The 23,682-nt window shown below is 33.1% G+C and carries 21 protein-coding genes and 1 tRNA gene; 9 read left to right on the forward strand and 13 right to left on the reverse strand.

Features of this window, described 5'->3' with window-relative positions:
* The first annotated feature begins 57 nt into the window (after positions 1-57).
* The 6 genes from GMC_RS0116650 to GMC_RS0116680 all read left to right on the forward strand — a co-directional run bounded on the left by GMC_RS0116650 (position 58) and on the right by GMC_RS0116680 (position 5,587).
* Positions 58-1,779 carry a SulP family inorganic anion transporter gene (locus GMC_RS0116650; RefSeq protein WP_010523224.1) on the forward strand — a complete coding sequence of 574 codons (1,722 nt, stop codon included), beginning with the start codon at positions 58-60 and terminating at the stop codon, positions 1,777-1,779.
* Positions 1,780-1,781: 2 nt separating this feature from the next.
* Complete coding sequence (locus GMC_RS0116655; protein ID WP_010523225.1) at positions 1,782-3,191, forward strand: MBL fold metallo-hydrolase; 1,410 nt, start codon at positions 1,782-1,784, stop codon at positions 3,189-3,191.
* Positions 3,192-3,272: 81 nt separating this feature from the next.
* On the forward strand, positions 3,273-3,905 hold the full coding sequence (locus tag GMC_RS0116665; RefSeq protein ID WP_010523226.1) for a Crp/Fnr family transcriptional regulator: 633 nt from the start codon (positions 3,273-3,275) through the stop codon (positions 3,903-3,905).
* Between the two features lie 300 nt (positions 3,906-4,205).
* Positions 4,206-4,415, forward strand: coding sequence for a YgaP family membrane protein (locus GMC_RS0116670; protein ID WP_029489862.1), 210 nt, complete (start codon positions 4,206-4,208; stop codon positions 4,413-4,415).
* A 202-nt stretch (positions 4,416-4,617) separates the two neighbouring features.
* Positions 4,618-5,172, forward strand: a complete 555-nt coding sequence (locus GMC_RS0116675; protein WP_010523228.1) for a YeeE/YedE family protein — start codon at positions 4,618-4,620, stop codon at positions 5,170-5,172.
* Between the two features lies 1 nt (position 5,173).
* Complete coding sequence (locus tag GMC_RS0116680) at positions 5,174-5,587, forward strand: DUF6691 family protein (RefSeq protein ID WP_010523229.1); 414 nt, start codon at positions 5,174-5,176, stop codon at positions 5,585-5,587.
* 174 nt (positions 5,588-5,761) lie between these two features.
* On the opposite strand, the gene GMC_RS0116685 is transcribed toward GMC_RS0116680, so the two are convergent.
* From GMC_RS0116685 to GMC_RS0116740, 12 genes are all read right to left on the reverse strand, one after another.
* Complete coding sequence (locus GMC_RS0116685; RefSeq protein WP_010523230.1) at positions 5,762-6,310, reverse strand: mechanosensitive ion channel domain-containing protein; 549 nt, start codon at positions 6,308-6,310, stop codon at positions 5,762-5,764.
* Between the two features lie 245 nt (positions 6,311-6,555).
* Positions 6,556-8,184, reverse strand: coding sequence for an ArnT family glycosyltransferase (locus GMC_RS0116690; protein ID WP_010523231.1), 1,629 nt, complete (start codon positions 8,182-8,184; stop codon positions 6,556-6,558).
* On the reverse strand, positions 8,181-8,798 hold the full coding sequence (locus GMC_RS0116695) for a lipid-A-disaccharide synthase N-terminal domain-containing protein (RefSeq protein WP_010523232.1): 618 nt from the start codon (positions 8,796-8,798) through the stop codon (positions 8,181-8,183). Before GMC_RS0116695 ends, GMC_RS0116690 begins: the two co-directional genes overlap by 4 nt.
* Positions 8,795-9,508: a glycosyltransferase gene (locus tag GMC_RS0116700; RefSeq protein ID WP_010523233.1), complete on the reverse strand. Its 714-nt coding sequence runs from the start codon at positions 9,506-9,508 to the stop codon at positions 8,795-8,797. The genes GMC_RS0116695 and GMC_RS0116700 overlap by 4 nt, the downstream gene beginning before the upstream one ends.
* A gap of 449 nt (positions 9,509-9,957) precedes the next feature.
* Entirely contained in the window at positions 9,958-10,398 is a 441-nt protein-coding gene (locus tag GMC_RS0116705; RefSeq protein WP_010523234.1) for a hypothetical protein, read from the reverse strand.
* Positions 10,399-10,695: 297 nt separating this feature from the next.
* Positions 10,696-12,471 carry a T9SS type A sorting domain-containing protein gene (locus GMC_RS0116710; protein WP_010523235.1) on the reverse strand — a complete coding sequence of 592 codons (1,776 nt, stop codon included), beginning with the start codon at positions 12,469-12,471 and terminating at the stop codon, positions 10,696-10,698.
* 408 nt (positions 12,472-12,879) lie between these two features.
* On the reverse strand, positions 12,880-16,242 hold the full coding sequence (gene secA, locus GMC_RS0116715; protein ID WP_010523236.1) for a preprotein translocase subunit SecA: 3,363 nt from the start codon (positions 16,240-16,242) through the stop codon (positions 12,880-12,882).
* A gap of 169 nt (positions 16,243-16,411) precedes the next feature.
* On the reverse strand, positions 16,412-16,633 hold the full coding sequence (locus tag GMC_RS0116720) for a DUF2795 domain-containing protein (RefSeq protein ID WP_010177336.1): 222 nt from the start codon (positions 16,631-16,633) through the stop codon (positions 16,412-16,414).
* Positions 16,634-16,743: 110 nt separating this feature from the next.
* Positions 16,744-17,301: a cob(I)yrinic acid a,c-diamide adenosyltransferase gene (locus GMC_RS0116725; protein ID WP_010523237.1), complete on the reverse strand. Its 558-nt coding sequence runs from the start codon at positions 17,299-17,301 to the stop codon at positions 16,744-16,746.
* Between the two features lie 66 nt (positions 17,302-17,367).
* Positions 17,368-17,862: a hypothetical protein gene (locus tag GMC_RS0116730; RefSeq protein ID WP_157998180.1), complete on the reverse strand. Its 495-nt coding sequence runs from the start codon at positions 17,860-17,862 to the stop codon at positions 17,368-17,370.
* A 60-nt stretch (positions 17,863-17,922) separates the two neighbouring features.
* Positions 17,923-19,803 carry an ABC-F family ATP-binding cassette domain-containing protein gene (locus GMC_RS0116735; protein ID WP_029489865.1) on the reverse strand — a complete coding sequence of 627 codons (1,881 nt, stop codon included), beginning with the start codon at positions 19,801-19,803 and terminating at the stop codon, positions 17,923-17,925.
* A gap of 140 nt (positions 19,804-19,943) precedes the next feature.
* Complete coding sequence (locus GMC_RS0116740; protein ID WP_010523240.1) at positions 19,944-21,044, reverse strand: putative type IX sorting system protein PorV2; 1,101 nt, start codon at positions 21,042-21,044, stop codon at positions 19,944-19,946.
* Between the two features lie 107 nt (positions 21,045-21,151).
* Here GMC_RS0116740 and GMC_RS0116745 point away from each other — a divergent pair, with 107 nt between their 5' ends.
* Both GMC_RS0116745 and GMC_RS0116750 read left to right on the forward strand, forming a co-directional pair.
* Positions 21,152-21,898, forward strand: coding sequence for a CDP-alcohol phosphatidyltransferase family protein (locus tag GMC_RS0116745; protein WP_010523241.1), 747 nt, complete (start codon positions 21,152-21,154; stop codon positions 21,896-21,898).
* A 152-nt stretch (positions 21,899-22,050) separates the two neighbouring features.
* A tRNA-Gln gene (locus GMC_RS0116750) sits at positions 22,051-22,123 on the forward strand.
* 97 nt (positions 22,124-22,220) lie between these two features.
* Here the strand turns inward: GMC_RS0116750 and GMC_RS0116755 are convergent.
* On the reverse strand, positions 22,221-23,054 hold the full coding sequence (locus tag GMC_RS0116755; RefSeq protein ID WP_010523242.1) for a universal stress protein: 834 nt from the start codon (positions 23,052-23,054) through the stop codon (positions 22,221-22,223).
* 159 nt (positions 23,055-23,213) lie between these two features.
* Between GMC_RS0116755 and rimP the strand changes: the two genes are divergently transcribed.
* A complete protein-coding gene (gene rimP / locus GMC_RS0116760) occupies positions 23,214-23,678 on the forward strand; it encodes a ribosome assembly cofactor RimP (protein WP_010523243.1) in 465 nt (154 codons plus the stop codon).
* Positions 23,679-23,682: the final 4 nt, after the last annotated feature.

Here is a 23,682-nt window from a genome sequence, read left to right on the forward strand (position 1 = left end):
ATGTTACTGTAAAAGAAGAAACTTCATATTAGTTTTGATTATTATTTAATACTAATCGTGAAATCTTTTACAACATATTTTAATTGGTTAACGACCTATCCTAAGTCAAATTTAAAAGGAGATATAGTTGCAGGTATTACTGTTGGAATTTTATTGATTCCGCAGGGTATGGCTTATGCAATAATTGCAGGATTACCTGTAGTTTATGGATTATATGCAGCCATATTTCCGCAAATTATATATTTCTTTTTGGGAAGTTCAAAACGATTAGCTGTTGGTCCTGTAGCTTTGGATTCTTTGATAGTAGCAGCTGGTCTTGGCGCTCTAAATCTTGATACAACTTTGTATGTGCAAGCAGCCATTTTATTAGCGCTACTCGTAGGGAGTATCCATTTTTTACTTGGAATATTTAAATTAGGTTTTTTAGTCAATTTTTTATCAAAACCAGTGATTTCTGGTTTTACATTAGCAGCTGCTATTACTATTGGATTCAGTCAGCTAAAGTATATTCTGGGCACATATCGTATAGATAATAGTAATAATCTTAGGCTATTAAATTTTAATACTTTTTGGGAATCAATCCACTTGCCGACCTTTCTTTTAGGTTTCGGAACGCTGTTGTTGTTAGTTTTATTTAAAAAAATGAATAAAAACATCCCATCGCCCATAATTATAGTGGTTTTAGGACTACTAGTTTCATACTTTTTAAATCTTAAGGAGTTGGGAATTTCAATTATAGGACATATACCTAGTGGCTTACCTTCTTTTCAATATCCTCAATTATCATATGAATTAGTTTTAAAGTTAATACCAATAGCAATCACCCTCGCTATAATTTCATATACTGAAGCTATTTCAATAGCAAAAGTTATTGAAGCCAAACACGAAGAAAATGAACTTAAGCCTAATCAAGAGTTAATAGCACTTGGCTTTTTAAATATCATAGGCGCTTTCTTTCAATCCTATCCAGTAACAGGAGGTTTATCAAGAACTATTGTAAATGATGACTCAGGAGCGAATTCAAAAATAGCATCATTAATTAGTGCTTTTACAGTCGCTATAGTACTTGTTTTTCTAACACCTCTTTTTTACTATTTGCCCAAGGCTATACTAGGAGCGATTATTATTGTTTCTGTACTAGGATTGTTAAATTTTAACTATGCCATAGAGTTGTTTAAAAATAGGAAAGATGAATTTCTAGTATTGTTAGTCTCTTTTATTTTTTCCCTTTTTATGGGAATTAAACAAGGCTTATTATTTGGTGTACTTCTTTCTTTATTATTAATGGTTTATAGAACTTCTAAGCCTCATATTGCTGTTTTAGGCAATGTAAAAGGAACACCGTATTTTAAAAATATAACTCGATTTTCAGAACAAATTGACACCCATAATTCGATACTTATTTTACGCTTCGATGCGCAAATTTATTTCGGTAATGCTGCTTTTTTCAGAAAACAAATTCTAAAAACATTAGAACAACAACAATACACAATTGATACTATTGTATTGAATGCTGAAAGTATAAGTTATATCGATAGCTCTGGGGTATATATGTTAAAAAGTCTAATCAAAGAGCTGAAAAACAAAGGTGTTAGGCTTGTAGTGTCTAGTGCTATAGGTCCGATTAGAGATATATTCAACAAAACAGGGTTATTAAATGAAATAGGCTGTGATAACTTATTCATTGATACCCTTGCGGCCTATGAATTTTTAACCAAAAAGAAATTACAAACAGATCTTCAAAGTAAAATTAGTTTGCAATCTAATAAAAAGAATTAATTATGAAAATAGAACAAATTTATACAGGATGTTTAGCTCAAGGAGCATACTATATCGAAAGTAAAGGAGAAGTTGCTATTATCGATCCTTTAAGGGAAGTTATTCCTTATTTAGAAAAAGCGAAAGAAAGAAATGCACGTATAAAATATATTTTTGAAACACATTTTCATGCCGACTTTGTAAGTGGCCATATTACACTAGCAAAGGAAACAGGGGCACCAATTATCTACGGCCCAAATGCAGAGACGAGTTTTGATGCTATAATTGCAAAAGATGGTCAAGAGTTTCAACTTGGTGACATAAGCATTACTGCTATACATACTCCAGGGCATACCATGGAAAGTACTTGTTACCTTTTAAAAGATGCTCAAGGGCAAGATCATGCTTTATTTAGTGGAGATACCTTGTTTCTAGGAGATGTTGGCAGACCCGACTTAGCACAAAAAGGAGCAGATATAACACAAGAAGAGCTTGCGGGGATATTGTACGATAGTTTGCGTAACAAAATAATGACTTTAAATGATAATGTTTTGGTATACCCAGCACATGGGGCCGGATCTGCATGTGGTAAAAATTTAAGTAAAGAAACGGTTGGTACCATCGGTGAGCAAAAGGAAGTCAATTATGCCTTACGTTCAGATATGACTAAAGATGAATTCATAGAAGAAGTTACCGATGGTCTATTACCGCCACCTGTTTATTTTCCTGCCAATGTAAAATTAAATAAAGAAGGCTATAAAGATATTAGTGAAGTATTAGAAACAGGTACCAAAGCATTATCACCTGAAGCTTTTGAACAATTAGCTAATGAAAGTGGAGCTCTAATTTTGGATGTTAGACACCAAGATGAATTTGCTAAAGGACATATTCCTAATTCAATATTTATTGGCCTCGATGGTAGTTTTGCACCTTGGGCAGGAGCACTTATTGGAGATGTGCAACACCCGATTTTACTAATAACAGACGAAGGTCGAGAAGAAGAAGCGGTAACAAGATTATCGCGTGTAGGTTTCGATAATACGTTAGGATATTTAGATGGAGGTTTCTCTGCTTGGCAACAAAGTGGAAAAGGATATGATGTAGTATATGGCTGTAGTGCTGATCAGTTAAAATCTTTAATGCCAAACCAACTTGCAATTTTTGATGTTAGAAAAAAAGGTGAGTTTTTATCGGAAAGAATACCATCAGCAAAACATACTCCTTTAAGTCAAATTAATGACTTTCTAGAAGATTTCCCTAAAGAGAAAACGTTTTACATTCATTGTGCTGGTGGATACCGAAGTATGATCGCAGCTTCAATTTTAAAAAGTCGTGGCATTCATAATCTAGTAGATGTTAAAGGAGGATTTAAAGCAATCAAAGAATCTGAAATCGAAACGACAAATTATGTATGTCCTTCAACCACAAAATAAATTGTACATGAAAAAGTTAGTATGGGCACTTACAATAAAGATTGGTCACAATGCTTGGAGAAAAGATCAAAAAATAATAAAATGATAGAAACAGCAATACAAACTAATTTTCCTCAATTGGCTACGATGCCTGACTTAACAAAAGAAATAGCAAGTATTAGTTCTATTGTACACCTAGAAAAAGGTACTGTATTTTTAAAAGAAGGGTCTTATGTAAAGGTGATACCGCTATTAGTTCAAGGCCTTGCTAAAGTTTATAAAGAAGATGAAAATGGGCATGAAGTCTTACTTTATTACATAAAGCCCGGCGAAAGTTGTATAACTTCCGTAACTCTTATGAACAGAAACAAAGCTAGTAATGTAAAAGCTATTATCGAAGAAGATGCGAAAGTTGTAGTGATTCCAACAGATAAAGCCATAAAAATTGCTCAGAAATATCCTAAATGGAATGAGTTTATATATGAATTATTCAGCCATAAATTTTTAGAGCTCATCAATGTCATTAAAGTATTAACATTCTCTAATAAGGATACACGCCTTATGGAATATCTAAAAAAAGCAGTAGCTATAAAAGGGAATAATTCAGTTCAGGCCACTCATCAACAAATTGCCGATGATTTAGGTTCATCAAGAGAAGTTATTTCTAGATTACTAAAAAAATTAGAGCATGAAGGTTTAGTAAGACTGCAACAGGGTAGTATCAAACTTTTATGATTTATTGGCACTGCCAAAGGGTATAATACCCCGAGGCTTGCCTCAAAATTGAAAGCTTGTTTCAAAAGAATGCCTCGTGGGCTTGCTCCGAGGTAGTTTACTTAGCTTTCTAAATCTAATTAAACTATTTATTTTTTATCAGTTGTAACATTTGTCACATGAATGATTATAAGGCATGCTTAAATTTGAAATATGAAAATGTACCAAAAGCTTGTGTTAGTATGCATTACTTGTTTAGCTATTATTACACTTGCAGTATGGTTAATTGAGAAAATTTAAACATATTAAAATTTATTTATCATGAAAAAGAACATGGGTAATGCTGATCGAATAATTAGGATAATTATTGCAGCTATAATTGGAGGCTTATATTGGAAAGGAATTATACCTGGAACATTAGGAATAATACTTATTATTTTAGCAGGAGTATTTGTTTTAACAAGTTTGATTAGCTTTTGTCCTTTATATACCATTTTTGGACTTAAAACATGTAAAGTAAAAGAAGCCTAAATCTCTATTTCTTATACTAAAAAAGGGTTTGTAAAAAGACCCTTTTTTAGCTTCAAATTTATTTAGAAACGACTGATTTCTTTTTTTGAAAATTATCAATATTACATGAAAAATATAGGAGGATTTCTTCCTAAAATATAGCTTATGTAACCTAAGTTACTTGAAATAATACCATAAAAATATTTCTTTGAAAAAAAATAAAATGGATTTGATTTACAACTCATGGGCATGGTATGTAAGTGGGCCTATACTAGCCTTAGTGATGTTTCTCTTGTTAAAAGTAGGTAAAACCTTTGGAATGTCTTCTAACCTGAGAACGCTTTGTACTATATGTGGGGCAGGAAACAACACATCGTTTTTTAATTTTGATTGGAAAACTCAAAAATGGAACTTGATTGTAGTGATCGGTGCTATAATAGGTGGAGCTATTGCTTCTAATTTTTTAACTACAGATCAAAGTGTAGATATTTCTGAAAAAACTATAGATAGTTTACAGGCACTTGGGTTTTCTGATGCTGGAAAAACTTACGTTCCAAACCTATTATTCGATTTATCAGACATTTCTTATAGATCACTCGCAGTACTATTGCTAGGCGGTCTTTTAGTTGGTTTTGGAGCTAGGTATGCGGGTGGATGTACCTCTGGGCACGCTATATCGGGGTTAAGTAATCTTCAATTAGCTTCTTTAATCGCTGTAGCGGGTTTTTTTGTTGGAGGTTTAATTATGACCCATTTGTTGTTCCCTTTAATTTTTTAGTATGAAAACACTTAGTTACTTAGGAATTGGTATCCTGTTTGGTATCACCATGTTTAAATCAGAGGCAGCTTCTTGGTTTAGGGTTTATGAAATGTTTCGTTTTGATGCTTTTCATATGTACGGGATCATTGGCTCTGCTTTGATTATAGGGATTTTAATGATACAATGGATTAAGAAAAAAAATATAAACACGCTTGATGGATCCGCTATTTATATTGAAGATAAACAAAAGGGAATTAAACGCTATTTATTTGGAGGCATCATTTTTGGTTTGGGATGGGCTCTAGCAGGAGCTTGTCCAGGACCTATGTTTACTCTTTTAGGGGCGGGTTATTTAGGCATTGGTATTGTAATCGTTGGCGCATTGCTTGGTACCTATTTATATGGTATTTTAAGAGATAAATTGCCTCATTGATTGTTTTGCTTTATGCTAGATAAATATCTTTGTATAGATATAAATTATTTTTCTGCTTTTCTATTTTCAAAGCGGAGCTTACAGGGAAGGGTCAAATTGTTAATTTCGGAACTTGTATACTAAAATCTGGTAATTTTAGGTGCAGCAGCCCTTGTTTGGAATGCTAATGAAAGCTCATAATGCTTTTTCTTCATATAACTCGGAATTGGAGGTATTTGCTTTTTTATTTTCTATAATTTGTATTCCTTTTTGGATGACTAAAGAATTTGGTAAACTGATATCATCACCATTTTCCAACTGGATAAAAAAATAAAAACCTGTAATGTCCTTAACCTTACCTTTCCAGTTATAGTCTTTATCGATGATATGTATATCATCTCCAATCCTGACTGGATGATGGAAAAATAAAATAACACTGGCTGTTAAATTTGATAATATGGACCATTGTGCAAAAAAACCAACTCCTAAAATTGCTAAAATTGAAGAAATAAATACTGCAAGTTGTTTAAATTCAATACCCCAGATTAAGGAAAGTAGTGTAGCAGCAAAAAAATAAAATATGAAGTAAGAAAGGGTAAGCACAATTTTTCTCCGGTTGGCGTCAATTGCTTTTACAAAACTGAACTGCTTAACAGCTCGCTTTGTCAGTACTTGCGCGATTATTATAAAAATTAGTATTAATATACTGTAAAGTAGCTCGCTTTTAAAATCTGTTAAATGCACTAGTTAAAAAATTAATATAAACGTTATTAAATGTTGGTAAAACTGTAATTTTAATCAAGTTAAAAAATATCTTACAGTAGCTTTAGTTTTAAAACCATAAATATTACTAAAAATGATAGTGTTGTACATATCATGATTTTAAGGGGAATATTTAACGTTGGAAACGGTATTAGTCTGCAATCTTTTTATAAAAAATCAAGATAAATACAATCGATTATGACTCACTTGAAAACGCTGATGGTATTTTATCGTTCTTTGGTTACTGTGTAAAAATCTGTTTTCAATCGAGATTTATAACCTCGTTTGGTACTGTCTACTGCATTTAGATCAAAAGTTTCAACAAACTTAATAGTAAATCCATCATCCAAAAATTTTAACTTATCTTTTGTGTTAGAAAAATGAGTAAGCACACCAATTTTCTGGTTTGGGCCAATCGAAAGTAATTCTTGCTCTGAAATACGGTTTGTTTTCTTACCATAATCCCAAAGCATTTCTGGAGTGATCCCTTCTAACCTGTAAACAGGAATTGAACTGTTTGTAATTTTAGAAATTGAATTATAATTGGGATTTCCCATAATAGCATTTGCAAGTGGAAATCCTGCACTTATTATAAAAAAAATAAAGGCGATGGTGGCATAAAATACTTTTGGAAAGTTATATTTTGAAAGGCAATACCAAATAAAACAACTTGTTCCAAATAATAGTACTGAAGTTAGTATGTAATTAAAATAGTATCCCTCAAGCTTTTCGCCAAAAAACAAGTAAGCTCCTGCAGGAAATAGTAATCCTATAATAATGATTAATACATAATTAAAGTATACAGGGAATTTTTCCCACTTTGAAATTTTAGAATTAAACGCGCGATAAAGATATTCGATGTAAAACCCTGCTGTAAATGCCAATGGAAACAAAACTGGTAATAGATAACGAGATTTTTTAGTAGGAATTAATGACAGCAATACTACTGAAGCAACGGTCCATAAAAATACTAGTTTATACACTTTTTTATCGAATACTCGGGTTTTTAAATAGGGATAAATTAACGATACAAAGGCAAGAATTGTCCATACTCCGGACTGCATAAAGAAGCTCCAGTAATAGTAAATAGGTTTTACTTCGTACCCAACCCATCGGCCAGATTCTTTTTCAGCAATACGTGTAGCATCCGTAGTGTCGTAAGTATAAATGTAATATGCCCACCATGATGATAATACAACTCCCAATAGGAGTATGGCAATTAAAGGCATCCATTTTTTACCGAAATTTTTATATTTATATACTATTCCGTAGGCTATTAAAAAGGGGAGGAGTAAAGAATAATGTGAAACGGGTCCTTTACTCATAAATGATAAACCAATAAATAAGCCAGCCATTAACGCTGATTTATAATACTGATTGCTTGATTCGAAAAACTGAAACAAGTAATATACAGCTATAAGAATAAAACTGTGTGCAAAAATATCCCAAGTCCCATTACGACCTGCAAAAATTATCATAAATGATGTACCAAATACAAGTGTGGTAATTAATGAATAAGTCTTGCGTTTTGTCAGTTTTTTTGAAAATTCAAAACAAACAATCATTGCAATCAAAGTAATTAATGCCGAAGGAAGGCGCAACCATATAATATTTTCAAGTCCAAAAATTTTCCCAAAAAAAGCAACAATCCATGTGGGTAATGGTGGTTTTTCGTACCTAGGCAACCCGTCCATTGTGGTCAGTAGCCAATTGCCATCAGTGAGCATTTCTCTAGCAGTTACAAAATTTCGTGCTTCCATAATGTTAGGATCAAGCGCACCCAAATGCATACAAAAAATTCCTAACCAAAATAGTATTATTGTAAGATATGGATATTTTTCTATCTCTATTTTCATTGTTTTTTTAAAATTAACATATTACGAGCGTACATTACTGTTCCCAATGAATGACCAAAGAGTAGTACTACATCTTTCCGAAAAATTCCATATATTAAAATCAATAGTGACCCAGAAAGACTCAGTAGCCAAAAACCCATAGGTAGTGAGGATTTTTTTCTCCTTTCGGAATAAAACCATTGGTATACAAAGCGTAATGAAAATATTATTTGTGCAATTACTCCTAACAACAACAGCCATAATGGAATGTCTTCGTTTTGAAACAAAGATTCTCGGTCATAAACAGAATTGTTGTAACCAATAAATAAAATGATTGCAGGAAACGCATAAAGAAACCACTGTATTACTTTGGGAATTAAATGCCACTGCTTTTGTAGCTGAATATTGCGTATGTATATAAAATAGGTAATAGACTGACCTAGCATAATGGCAAAATCATCGCGTAAATATCCATAGATAAATAGTAAAAAGGAGGCAATTAAACTCAGCTTCCAAAACAAAATGGGAGTGAGTACTTTTTTATGCCTTTCGGAAAGAATCCATTGCAACACTGAGCGGCCAGAAAATAAAAGCTGCGCAACAAAGCCTATGAGTATTATTAGCTGGTTACTCATCCTTTTTTTGCCACAGTATAATTAATATACTTTTTTTTCATCCACAAATAAGCAAAGCAATCCATTAAGGGACCTAAAAGTCTGTTCCAAACTCCAAAATTTGCTGTACCTGCAATACGTTCAAAATGACTCACAGGTACTTGCTTTACTTTTCCGTTTTGTAACAAAATCATGGCAGGTAAAAAACGATGCAATCCCTTAAACATAGGAATTCGTTTTGCATAGTCTGTTTTTATAATTTTTAGGGGGCATCCCGTGTCGTCCATACCGTCGTTTGTAAAGGCACGACGGATCCCGTTTGCAATTTTTGACGATGTGTTTTTTACTATAGAATCCTTTCGGGCTGCTCTTACCCCCGTAACAAGATCATTAGCGTCAATATATTCCAAAAGCAAATCAAATTCTTTTGGGTCTGTTTGCAAATCGGCATCAATGTAGCCTGTTAATGTGGTTTGCACATGATCAAAGCCAGCTTTTAACGCTGCGCTTAATCCATAATTTTTATCAAAAAAAATATAATTGAAATTTGAAAACGAAGCACAAATTTCTTCTATCATCTGTTGGCTTTTGTCTTTTGAGCCATCATTTACAAAAAGTACTTGCGTAGGTACTTTTGCTACATTAATGTAAGTCTGTAATTCCTTGTGTACCCGAACTAAATTATCTTGTTCATTATACACTGGTATAACAATAGTTAATGCTTTGGTCATGTAAATGGTGTCTAATTTTAATTTTTAGCTAAAAATGCCTTTGGAATATAAACTTTGTAAACAATCCAAATTCGCTTAAACTACATTTTTGCGAATTTAATTAATTAAATGCAAATGACTATTTTGTCGGTAGTTTTTAATTGTTGTTATTTCTAAAACTACTCAAAAAAATTAGTATTAACGCTTGTGGTTATGTTGCCTGCATTAAGCATAAGGCTAATTCAAAAAATACCATTTATTTTCAATTTTGATTCGATAGAATAAAAATCTAATATATTTAAATGCTCAAATAAAAAGATTAGTTAATATTATAAGCACATAATTTAAAATTAGAGCAAAGTTTTCTGTTACTATTTACTATTGTCAGAAATTGAAGTATTGATGCTTGACAATGTTTAAAGCAATCATTCTGAATATTTTGGATTAGCAGATAAAAAATATCGCAAACCTTACTGTTTGTGCATCATTAAGTTTTGAAGAGTGTATACATTTTTATTTATAGATTCCAACTGATTCAGTAAACTTTTGTACACCGTTCCTTTGTCATTTAAAATTGAAATAGCATATAAATAATCATTAATAAGATTTTGTTCATGTTCAATCATTATTAATAAGATAGAATAAAAATTAGTTGAATTTAACTTATTGGTGTATTCCATTGATACATGAATAGAATCGTCTAAATTTTTATAATTGGTTTTAGTGAATCCGTTCAACATATGAATAATAGCTTCTATATTGTCTAACTTTTGATCACTATTTGTTTTTATTATTGTTTTAAGATTCATGTGCTGACAATGATCTCCCAACATTTCATAAAATTTTAATTGACGCCTATTTTCAATATATAATTGCTTTAAGGTAACTATAACTGTGGTGAGCTCATCCATTTGTGTAATTTTTGTTTAAATCTATTATTAAATCAATAAAAAATTTATAAATACTTGTTAAAATAAAGTTTTTGATACTCTATAAATCTTTTAGAGCAAAAAACTTTTTTGTTTGAGCAACGGAATGGTATGTTTTTGTTTGGAAAACGTATCACGTTAAAAATGAAAAAACTACTACCCAGATGGTTTTAATCCTATGTAGTTGCTCTTAAACAATTTTTCATAAAACAAAAAAATCGCTTAGAAAAAACTTTCTAAGCGATTTTTTTTAAAACTAAGATTTAAAATTTCCAGACGTTAATCTACAATTAATTTTAAAGTTTTGGTGTTATTAATTTGAATGAAATAAATTCCACTAGCCAAATTATTAGTACTAATATTTTCAGTAGTTCCTGACGCTGTAGTAGTTGAAATTTCAGCTCCTGAACTATTTCTCAAAATAATAGTATCACCTTGATTTATTCCTTCAATAATAACGTCGTTACCTCCAAGTATGGGGTTTGGATATGCTATTGTTTCTGAAGTTAAGGCATCATCTAAAACTTTAGCTCCGCTTTCTCTTCTCCATTCAAATGTTTCCCATCCTCTTGGAGCTGCACCCTTAGGGAATAAAGGAGCATTATCTCGATTCCAAGCCGCTTGCACCCATCTGTTAGCCTGAACGCTTCTGAAGGCAACTCTGTTATTACCAACATTCCTCCATTCAAAACGTTCCCAATTTCGGTCGCTATTCCCTCTTGCTCTTAATATTACATTTTGATTGTTTCTATTTGATTGCACATATTTACGAGCCGATAATGAATATAAAGCTACTACTCCTGAGCGGTGTCTGTCAACTCTAAATTTTTGACGATTACCAAAAACGCGATTTTGATTAGCATACAAATCGTTAGATAGTTCAGTTACTGCGGACACAAATTTACGATCACCTCCAGTTTTTCTTAACGAAATAATACTACCTATTGGAGCTCCATCTCCAGCGTTACCACCTCCATTGTTTGGTGGTGGTGGAGGTGGTGTTGGACCTCCACCACCAATAGTTGGTCTGTATACTCTAACCCAGTCAACTAACATAACGTTTTTATTGTTATTGTTCAAGTTTCCAACTGATTCAACAGGTCGACCAGCATGTGCCTCTGTGTCAATTATAATATGAGTAGGATCATTAAATTCTCTGTTTGGATAAGGAACTCCACCTCCGCTTTGTCCTTGTACATTTCTTAATAGTGCCTCAGTAGTACAATTTAAAACAGCAGCATTTGGACATTGCATTCGAGCATTTGCAAAACTACCGTTTAATCCACTAGCTACACGTCCAGAAACAAAATGCTGACCATCAAATCTAGGTACACCATCTATATAAAATTCCAATTGTGTTGGGCTTGCCCAATATACTCCAAAGGTATGAAATTGGTTTCTCCAAAAATCATTGTTACTGGTGCGGAAAAATGTTTGATAGGTAAAGTCAGTCAAATCCCGACCACCACAATTCGTAGTAGTTTGTGCGCCTCCATGAGATTGTCCACCTCTACGGTGCCATAAATGGAAGTTGGTAGACATTTGTTTGGAGTAAAATTCATCTGGATCACCACCGTAACATTCTAATACATCAATTTCTTCATTATCACACTTGTTGAGCATCCAAAAGTTTGAAGAATTTCGAATATTTGAAACTTTTATACGTGCTTCCATATAAACAGGATACCGTATTGTTCTTTTTGAACTTACAATACCGCAATTTACCAAACCTCCTGAACCTGGGCGTGCTCTAACTTCCATTCTACCGTTTCTTACTTCTACTAAATTACCTCCTTGCCAAACGGTTGATCCTGGTCCTCTGAATCCTGGGTCAGGTAAATAGCTTTGTGCCCAAACGTCTCTGAATTTTGCACTGTTTTTATTATTGTGGTTAAAATCATCTGAAAGGCCAGTGATTAAATCCCATGAGGCAAACCCCCTAAGATTACTTGGTAAAGGTGTGTTACCAAAATTTAATCCTCTATCATTTCTTTGAGAAAATATTGTAGAGGTGATACTTATCGCGAGAGCGAATAATAGTGATTTTAATTTCATAATGTGAGCGTTTTTAATGAATTGTTATACTAATAATATTACAAATATATATAAAAAACATTTTCGTAGGAATTTATTCAAAATTTTAACATTTGTGAATTTAGTAGTATAATTTTTATCAAAATATTCAAAATTTATATTAAATTTTGAATATTTTGTATAAAGTGGATAATTAATTAAATACACCTGTTTCTTCAATTATTTGATTTTCATTCTGTAATCTAAAAGCGATTAAAAAAAAGTAAGATAAAAAGTATAAAAAAAAGGTTGAAATTACATTTAAGTAATTTCAACCTTTAAGCGAAAAAATTTTGTTTTGTTAATTCAATTAACTCAGTGAGTTAAAAGATCAAAACTTGTTTTTCTTGTTTAGGTATACCTACGAAAGATATTAATCAAGATTTTAATTTAAGCTTTTTGTACCACTGTCCATCCTTTTTCCAATAATGGAATGGCTTGTTTAAATTTTAATGTTTTAGTTTCGCCAGTCATTGGATTTTTAATCATAATTTTATCATTACGTCCAATTTTTGGTTCCTCTCTCACTACCGTTTCAACTGGGGTGGCTTGTTGCTGTTGATGCCGTGCATTGGCAATGGCTCTATTTTGATTGGTACGTTCTTCAAGGTTTTGAATTTCTTCTTTTTCCGTATGCATTTCCTGCTGCTGGCGCTGTTCCGCTGCCTGAACTTGATCAGGATTGGCCGAAGGTAATTCCGCTTTAAATAAGAAAGAAATCACATCTTTGTTTAACCCCTGAAGCATTCCTTTAAACAATTCAAAAGCTTCAAATTTATAAATCAATAAAGGATCTTTTTGCTCATGTACAGCCAAACGTACACTTTGCTTTAGTTCGTCCATTTTACGTAAATGCGTTTTCCAGGCATCGTCAATTAGTGCTAGCGTGATGTTTTTTTCGAAGTCAGCTATAATTTGTTTGCCTTCGCTATCGTAAGCCTTTTGTAAATTGGTACCAACGTTTAAAGATTTTTTTCCGTCAGAAAAAGGAACGCCAATACGTTCAAACTGATTATTAGGGTCTTCGTAAATCTGTTTAATCACTCGGTAAACTTCGGAAGAAGTATGCTCCATTTTACTTTCGTAATGCTTTAATGCCGCTTGATATACCTTTCCAGTTAGTTTTTCTGCGTTAAGCGAAACAAACTCTTGCTCAGTAACAGGGCTAGGCATGGCAAAATAACGAATCAATTCAAATTCAAAGTTTTTAAAGTCTTGCGACATACTATTACCTTGTGCTACGGTTTCGGAAAGTTCATAAAGCATGTTAGCAATATCCACTTTTAAACGTTCACCATAAAGAGCATGGCGCCTGCGTTTATAAACTACTTCACGTTGCGCATTCATTACATCATCATACTCTAATAAGTGTTTACGCGTACCAAAGTTATTTTCCTCTACTTTTTTCTGGGCACGTTCAATGGAATTAGAAAGCATTTTGGCTTGTAAAACTTCGCCTTCTTCAATATTCATTTTGTCCATCAATTTGGCAATTCTTTCCGAACCAAATAAACGCATTAAATTATCTTCCAATGAAACGTAAAATTGGGAGCTACCCACGTCTCCTTGACGCCCAGCACGACCACGCAATTGTCGGTCTACACGTCTGGAATCATGACGCTCTGTACCAATAATAGCCAAACCACCAGCGGCTAAAACTTCTTTTGATAACTTAATATCCGTACCACGACCCGCCATGTTTGTGGCAATGGTTACAATACCAGCTTTACCAGCTTCAGCAACAATGTCAGCTTCTTTTTGGTGTAATTTAGCATTCAATACATTGTGCTGTACTTTACTCATGGTAAGCATTCGACTTAATAATTCCGAAATTTCTACGGAAGTAGTACCAATAAGTACTGGTCGGCCTGCTTGAGCTATTTTTACAACATCTTCAATTACGGCGTTGTACTTTTCGCGTTTCGTTTTATAAATTAAATCTTGTTTATCATCTCTAGCAATTGGCCTGTTAGTTGGAATTTCAATAACATCCAATTTGTAAATTTCCCAAAATTCCCCAGCTTCGGTAACTGCTGTACCCGTCATACCAGATAATTTGTGGTACATACGGAAATAATTTTGAAGCGTTACGGTAGCTAAAGTTTGCGTGGCATCTTCAATTTTTACATTTTCTTTAGCTTCAAGCGCTTGGTGTAATCCATCAGAAAAACGGCGACCGTCCATAATACGACCCGTTTGCTCGTCCACAATTTTAACCTTGTTGTCCATAACAACGTACTCAACATCTTTTTCAAAAAGTGAGTATGCTTTTAATAATTGTGTTATAGTATGAATGCGTTCACTTTTAACGCTGTAATCGCGGAAAAGTTCTTCTTTTTTAGCAGCTTCTTCTTCTGCGTTTAAGCCTAGCTCTTCAATTTTTGAAATTTCAACAGCAATTTCTGGTAAAATAAAAAAGTTAGCATCTTCTTCTTTTGAAATATGGGTGACGCCTTTATCGGTAAGGTCAATTTGGTTGTTTTTTTCTTCAATAACGTAATACAAATCAGCATCAATAAGGTGCATATCCCTATTATTATCCTGCATGTATTGATTTTCGGTTTTCTGAAGTAATTGCTTTACACCTTCTTCACTTAAATATTTAATTAATGCTTTGTTTTTGGGAATACCACGGTAGGCTTGCAGTAATTTAAAGCCACCATCTTTAGTGTTTCCTTCTTTAATCAGCTTTTTAGCTTCGGCCAATACACCCGTTAAAAACTTTTGCTGGATGTTTACCACGTTTGCGATACGTGGTTTAAGCATTTCGTATTCATGGACATCGCCTTTTGGAACAGGACCCGATATAATTAATGGAGTACGCGCATCATCAATAAGAACGGAATCTACCTCATCCACAATGGCATAATTGTGTTTGCGTTGCACCAAATCTTCAGGCGCATGAGACATGTTATCCCTTAAATAATCAAAACCAAACTCGTTATTGGTGCCGTAAACTATATCTGAATTGTAAGCATTTCTTCGGGCTTCTGAATTTGGTCTGTGATTATCAATACAATCAATAGTCAATCCGTGAAATTGAAATAAGGGAGCCATCCACTCGCTATCTCGACGCGCTAAGTAATCATTTACGGTGACCAAATGTACACCATTACCAGTAAGCGCATTCAAGTAAACGGGTAAGGTGGCTACAAGAGTTTTACCTTCACCAGTTTGCATTTCAGCAATATTTCCATTGTGTAATGCTACTCCACCAATTAATTGAACATCATAATGAATCATGTTCCAAGTTACTTCTGTACCAGCAGCGTTCCAGTTAGTTGCCCAGTTTGCAGTAGTATCAGTTAAAGTAACATATTCTTTAGTGGCAGATAATTCACGGTCGTATGCTGAGGCTGTTACGGCAATACTTTCATTTTCGGTAAAACGACGCGCAGTTTCCTTAACAACGGCAAAGGCATCAGGTAAAATTTCGTTAAGCGTTTTATCGGTAATTTCTAAAGCTTTGGTTTCAAGCGAGTCTATTTCAGTGTAAATATCTTCCCTTACATCAATATCAGCAGTGGTATCGGCTTTGACTTTTAATTCATCAATTTGGGCAACGATATCGGCTTTTGCGTCAGTAATGATCTTTTTAAAAGTAGCTGTTTTTGCTCTAAGTTCATCATTGGTAATGGATGTTAGTGAAGCTTCAGCTTTTTTTATTTTATCTACAATTGGCTGAATAGCCTTAACGTCCTTTTTTGATTTGTCACCGACAAATACTTTAAGTACAGAATCTAAAATTCCCATGTTTATTTTATTAAAAGAAACTTACCTAAAATATTTTGAAATTGATATTAAAGTATAAGTTTGATTAGTCCCAACGTAAGTTGAAAACTGATATTGTTTTTATGGCGTAATTTACGCAAAAAAAAAGCCTCAATCGAGACTTTTTATGTTGTTTTATTTAAGATAAAGACTAGTATTCATCCTCATTCCAGAGATAGTCTTCATCAGTTGGATAGTCCGACCAAATTTCTTCAATGGAATCGTATGAATCACCCTCATCTTCAATTGCCTGTAGATTTTCTACAACTTCCAGTGGTGCTCCCGTTCTAATGGCGTAATCAATTAGCTCATCTTTAGTTGCTGGCCAAGGAGCATCGCTTAAATAAGATGCTAGTTCTAGTGTCCAATACATGTGTCTGTGATTTTTTTTGCAAAAATAAATTTTTAAGAAACAAATGCAAGTAAAAACTTATTTTTTTAATTAAAAATTTATAAGAACTTGTTGTTGAGCAATATAGCTTCTCATTTTTTTTTAGGAATCCATTTGATTTCCTCAACTACTAGTTCTTTTGTCAACTTTCGTGCCAGTACAAAAAGATAGTCCGAAAGCCTGTTTAAATACATTAAAACTTCTTTATCTAACGGTTCAAAATGATGTAGCGTATACGCTAAACGCTCTGCACGCCTGCAAATAGCTCTTGCTACGTGACAATATGACACGGTTGGATGTCCTCCGGGTAAAATGAAATGTGTCATTGATTCTAACGTGGCATCCATACGATCAATTTCATGCTCTAAAACTTCAATTTCATCAGCGGTTATTTTTTGAACATTTAAGTTCTTTTTTTCGTTTTTGCTGGGCGTGGCTAAAATGGAACCAATGCAAAATAACTCTATCTGAATTTGCGTCAGAAATTTTTTGTATATATCGGCGATGTCCTGATCCCTAAGTAATCCAATAAATGAATTCAATTCATCAATGGTGCCATAAGCGTCTATACTATCATTGTTTTTAGGTACTCGTTTGCCTCCGTATAAGCTAGTAAACCCTTCGTCACCTGTTTTTGTATATATTTTCATTATTATATTTTAAGCTAATTGTATGTTTTAAAGTATTTTACTCTTTTTTGGAAGTTATTAAGTATATCACAAACGTATGTAAAATTCTTCTTTGGCTTGTTGTTTTCTGTTAAAAATAAAACCAAAATAATAAGTGTCAACAATTACTTGCGCAAAGTTTTCTTTTTTTATCATATCCCATATAGCAGGTGTTTTATAAGGAGCTTCTACAATTAAAACATCATTAGGCATTAAATTTTTGATGGGGTCAATTTTATTTTTGGTTTGAAAAATATAAATTAAATCTGCTGAATTAGCTTGAGTGTTTTGATCTTTTTTTAAAATAGTAGTAATTGATAATAATGGGTGAGGGGCTTTGCAGTTGGTAGTTATTTGATTGGGAGAAAAATAGTCAATAAAATCATAAAGGAGGTAAATATGCTTGGCGCGAAGCGTTTTTGGTAGCTTGTTAATTAAATTTGTTGGATAGTTTTTTTTACTTCTTTTTTTATAAAAACAGCGGGTTACCAGGTCATAAACAAAGGGAGAGTGTACTCCATGGGCATTTGTTGATTTAAGCAAAAATGACCAATACGACTTTTTAAAGAAAACACTCATTTTGTAAATTATCAATCAACAACGTTATTCTTCCATTTTTTCAGCCAATTCCATCCATCGCATTTCTTTTTCTTCAATAGTATCGGTTATTTTTCCTAGCTCTTTGGATTTTTCAACTAATGCTTCGCCTTCAAAATTTTCGATGGCAAACTGTTGTTCTATTTCTTTTTTTTGTAGTTCCAATTTTTTTAGTTCACGTTCAATTTTATTGTATTCTTTTTGTTCATTAAATGATAATGAAGTGTTTTTTTGCTCTTTTTTCCAAGAATTTTTATCTTGCTTATTCAGGGGAGTATCATCCTTAATAGGCTCCTTTTTAGTTTTGGGGCTACTTTCATAAGCACGATAATCTGAATAGTTGCCAGGGAAATCTTGAATGATCCCCTTTCCTTCAAAAACAAAGAGGTGGTCGACAATTTTATCCATAAAATAACGATCGTGAGAAACTACAGCCAAGCAACCAGGGAAATCTAAAAGAAAACTTTCCAGCACATTTAGCGTAACAATATCCAAATCGTTAGTTGGTTCATCCAGTATTAAAAAGTTAGGGTTTTGGATTAAAACGGTACATAGGTACAGGCGTTTGCGTTCTCCACCGCTTAATTTTTCAACAAAATCATGTTGTTTTTTTCTGTCAAACAGAAATTGTTCCAATAATTGTCCAGCGGAAATTTGTCTTCCTTTTTTTAGGGGAATGTAATCGCCAAATTCTCGAATAACATCAATTACCTTTTGCCCTTCTTTTACTTTTATCCCTTTTTGGGTGTAATAGCCAATTTTAATAGTTTCTCCAGTAATCACTTTTCCACTGTCCGGAAGCTCGGTACCTGTAAGTAAATTTAAAAAAGAGGATTTTCCAGTACCATTTTTTCCAATAATACCAATACGCTCACCGCGTTGAAATACGTAATCAAACTTGTCAGTAATCACCAGGTCATCGTAACTTTTGGAAACTTTATGAAATTCAATAATTTTACTACCTAAGCGCTCCATATTGATCTCAAGAGTTACTTGATGGTCTGCTCGGCGTTGGTGTGCCTTTTTCTTAATTTCAAAAAAATCATCAATTCGCGATTTGGATTTGGTGGTACGTGCTTTAGGTTGGCGTCGCATCCAATCCAATTCTTTTTTATATAAGTGTTTGGCTTTGCTGAGTTCGGTAGCCTCAGCAGTCAAACGTTGTTCCTTTTTTTCTAAATAATAAGCATAATTCCCTTTATAGCTATACAATTTACCTTGATCTAGTTCAACAATTTCATTACACACATTTTCTAAAAAGTAACGATCATGTGTAATCATAAAAAGCGTAATTTTTTCTTTAGCAAAGTACTCTTCCAGCCATTCAATCATTTCCAAATCCAAATGGTTGGTGGGCTCATCTAAAAAAACCAATTCAGGCTTACTTAATAATACGTTGGCAAGAGCCAAACGTTTGCGTTGTCCCCCAGAGAGTGATTGTACTTTTAGGGATAAATTTTCTAACTTAAGTTTAGAAAGTATTTGTTTGTATTGTGTTTCAAAATCCCAGGCCTGTGCTTGATCCATTCGGTCAAAAGCGGCTTGAAAAGCTTCAGCATCTTCAGGATAGAGCATGGCTTTTTCGTACTGTTCAATAGCTTTTAGGCTGTCGTTATCTCCAGTGAAAATAGTTTCTTCAATGGTTAAAAGTGGATCCAAATTAGGTTCTTGAGGTAAAAAGGCCACTTTAATACCTTTACGATATACTACTTGACCAGTATCCGAAGGGTCACTTTTGGTAATAATATTCAGCAAAGAAGTTTTTCCAGTACCATTTTTTGCAACAAAGCCTATTTTTTGACCTTCATTGATTCCAAACGAAATATTTTCAAACAGTACACGCGCTCCAAATGCCTTGGAAACATTTTCAACAGAAACAAAATTTATCAAAATCTCTAATTTTTTGGTAAAACTAAGCGTTAATTGTTAAACTAGGAATTATTAATAGTGCGATTTTAAATTAGGAACAGTAAATTTTAATTAAAGATTTTTTTGGAGAATCCAAAAAAATCCAAACCATCAACCAATTACCTAAAAAGGTTCCAATCAATTCTTAAAGAAAACACATTTGAATAAAGCGAAGCACTTTGATCACCAATATCTGTAAGCGCATAGTCTACTGAAACTCCTTTATAATGAAAACCAACCCCAAAATTAGGTTGAAATCCTAATTCGTTGGTATTATCAAACTGTTTTACTTTTTGAAAATTTCCAACGCCTCCACGTAAAAAGATGAGTTTTTTAAAATTGGCTTCAAAACCAAAAGCAGGAGCGATGCTAAAGGAGTTATTGCTAATTACGTCATTTGTTTGTGCGAAGCGAAAATTACCATCTGCCTCAAAATCTAGCGAAACGTCTTTGGTAATAGTAAAGTTTTTATTTAGTCCAATACGTACGCTTGGTAACGTAATTTCGGTAGTTTCAGGAGCTTCTTGTTGGTTAAGAGCGTTTACTGAGCCACTATCCTGAGGGTCATCCCCTAAATCATTATCAAAAATACCATCTTCAATTTGCCATGAATTGTATGTGGTAGTCAGATCACGAATCATGATACCCCATGTCCACTTCTTATTTTTACTGATAAGTTGTAATCCAGCATCAAGTCCAAATCCCCAAGCGGTAGCAAAATCGCCGATCACCCTGCGAATAACTTTTGCATTAACGCCATAACTGAAATTTTTGTTAAAAGGTTTACGTGCGTACGAAAGCGTAAAGGCGTAGTCAGCAGTAGAAAATCTTGGTAAATTTTCAAAAGGTGTAATTTCGCCACCAGCGGTAATTAAAGCTCTGGTATCCAAAATGTCATCAACCCCAAATCGAATAATTGATAAAGCCAAAGTACTTTTGTCATCAATTGGGGTAGCAAAAGCTGCATAATCATAATTGGCAATATTAGCAAAGTAAGAGGCGTGCATTAAAGATAGTTGTTTGTCTTTAATATGTATAAGTCCCGCAGGATTCCAATATCCAGAATTAACATCATTTGTTGAGGCTATAACTGCATTTGATTTCCCAAATGCTGCAGCATCAACACCAATATTTAAAAACTCGTTAGAATATTTACGAGTTTGAGATTTAACCGGTAATAACATACCAATTAATAATATTAAAAAAAATATGTTTCTCAAAAGCTGATTTTTTGCAAAGATGTTACATTTTTGTAATATATTAAACTTTATTTACAATTCCTTATTGTATTAGAAATGTAATACGCTGGTAAATACCCTTCAATTATATGTCGTTAAAAAAACAGATTCCTAATATCATCACCTTATTAAATTTATTTTCAGGTTGCCTTGCGGTGTACTTTGCTTGTGTAAATAGATTGCCATTAGCGGCCTTATTTACTGCGTTGGGTATTTTTTTTGATTTTTTTGATGGTTTTTTTGCACGTTTATTTAATGCAAACAGTGCGTTGGGTTTGCAGTTAGATTCATTGGCAGACATGGTGACTAGTGGCGTGGTGCCTGGTATGTTTATGTTTCAGTTAATGTTACAATCTAAAGAAATAAATGATTCCTTTCCTATAGAAACAATTGGTTGGAATGTTATTGAGTGGGTGCCTTTTTTAGGTTTTTTAATCACCTTAGCTTCTTGCTATCGATTAGCTAATTTCAATATTGATTCGCGACAAACAAGTTCTTTTATTGGCTTGCCAACACCAGCTAATACTTTACTAATTATTAGTATCAGTTTAATCAATGTGTATCAATCTATTCCAGTAGTGCAAACTTTACTAGGAAATATATGGATATTATTTGCTGTTACACTGCTAAGTTGTTATTTGCTTAACGCAGAAGTGAGGCTTTTTGCGTTGAAGTTTAAAACATATACTTTTAAAGAAAATTGGGTGCGTTATTTATTATTATTGTCATCAGTGTTACTGATTATTATTTTTAGATACCTTGGAATAACATTGACTATTCTAATGTATATCCTATTATCACTCGTTTTTAAAACTGAAGACGCTGTTGGTAAATAACATCTATTGCGTTGATATTAAGTGTGATTATCATTTAAGCTGAGCTATTATCAAAATCTAACAGAAAAAAAATAAAAAAAACACAATTTTTTTGATCTCAAAATTTGCTAAAAGGTAAATAAGTTTTATATTTGCACCCGTGTTAAAAACACTGGTCTATGGTGTAACTGGCAACACGTCTGTTTTTGGTACAGAAGAGTCTAGGTTCGAGCCCTAGTAGACCAACAAAGGAGCTTTCAAATAATTGAAAGCTCCTTTTTAGTTTGTGTTTAATGAGGTTGTTTGTGCTACTTTTTAGAGTAAGTTTTAAATCATGTGTTATTTACGCTTTTAGTTTGTAAGTAAGAATTGGAATTTGAGTGTGATTTATCAAATCCTCGCTAATGCTACCATTAATAAAATGAGATAGCCCTTTACGTTCGTGTACATCAACACAAATTAAATCAGCTTTAATGTCATTACTAAAATTTAGTACGCCTCTTTCTACAGAAGTGTCGTTATAAATATGCAAACTGTCTTTTTTAAATGTAGACTTGGTTAAAAAGGCTTTCATTTCTTCTTCAATAGCATGTGTGGTTTTAAAATTTCTGGGAGTGTTTACGTATAATAAATGTATTTGAGCATTTATTTCTTCTGCAAAATTATGTAATGCATTAAGAGTGGGTATTTCTTCATTTTTAAAATTGCAGGCAAATACAATATTTTTTACGGTACTAATGTCAGTAGGTTCTTTGACCACCAAAACAGGAGTGCTTGATGTTCTCACAATTTTTTCAGTATTTGAGCCTACAAATAAATCAGAAAAAGCTTCTTTGCCATGTGAGCCAACAATAATGAAATCGATTTCGTTATTATTACAACTTTTTAAAATTCCCTGAGGGATGGGTTGGGTATTGACATCTTCATGGGTTTTAAGGCCTTTAAGTAATGGTGAGTCAATAAGTTGCTTAAATTTAGAGTGAATGCTTTTCATAAATAAAATAGCCTCGGGGAAGTTGCCATTGGAGCCTACAATGGGATCGTCAATATGTGAAGGAAGTTCCAGTAAATGAAGTAAATGAATAGTGCTATCGTTTTTTCTGGCAAGTTGCGCAGCAACAGATAATGCATTATGTGCATTTGGTGAAAAATCAGTGGGTACTAAAATATTTTTCATAACTGTTTGATTTTTAATTAAATGTATTCAACAATTTAAGAAAAATTAATCAAATTTTCAAGCTTTTTATTTATTGAATATAATTAGCTATATTTGCACTGTTGAAAATGAAATAACAAGGGTGAGGGGACGGAAAGTCCCCTCTTTTTATACTAAAAAATGTTCAAACAAAAAGTAAAGAGCTTGCTAGACGACGCTTTAGCTGATAAACCAGAATTGTTTCTAATTAGTTTTCAAATTACTGGAGCTAATATTATTCAGGTAATACTTGATGGGGATAATGGAATTAATGTTGAAGATTGTATTGATGTAAGCAGAGCTATTGAACATAATTTAGATCGTGATGAAGAAGATTTTTCTCTTCAAGTGATGTCAGCAGGAGTTACAGAAGGTTTGGTTCATATAAGGCAATACGCTAAAAATGTGGGTAGAACTTTAAAAGTGACAACAGAAAAAGAAGAAATAGAAGGTGAACTTATAGCTACAACAGCAGATGATTTTACACTTCAATGGAAAGCCAGAGAGCCAAAACCAGTAGGTAAAGGTAAAGTAACAGTTCAAAAAACGCAGGTTATTCCTTTCGGAGAAGTGAAAAAAGCACATGTAGTCATAAAATTTAATTAATACT

The organism is Aquimarina agarivorans (genome assembly GCF_000218485.1).
Taxonomy (GTDB): Bacteria; Bacteroidota; Bacteroidia; order Flavobacteriales; family Flavobacteriaceae; genus Aquimarina; species Aquimarina agarivorans.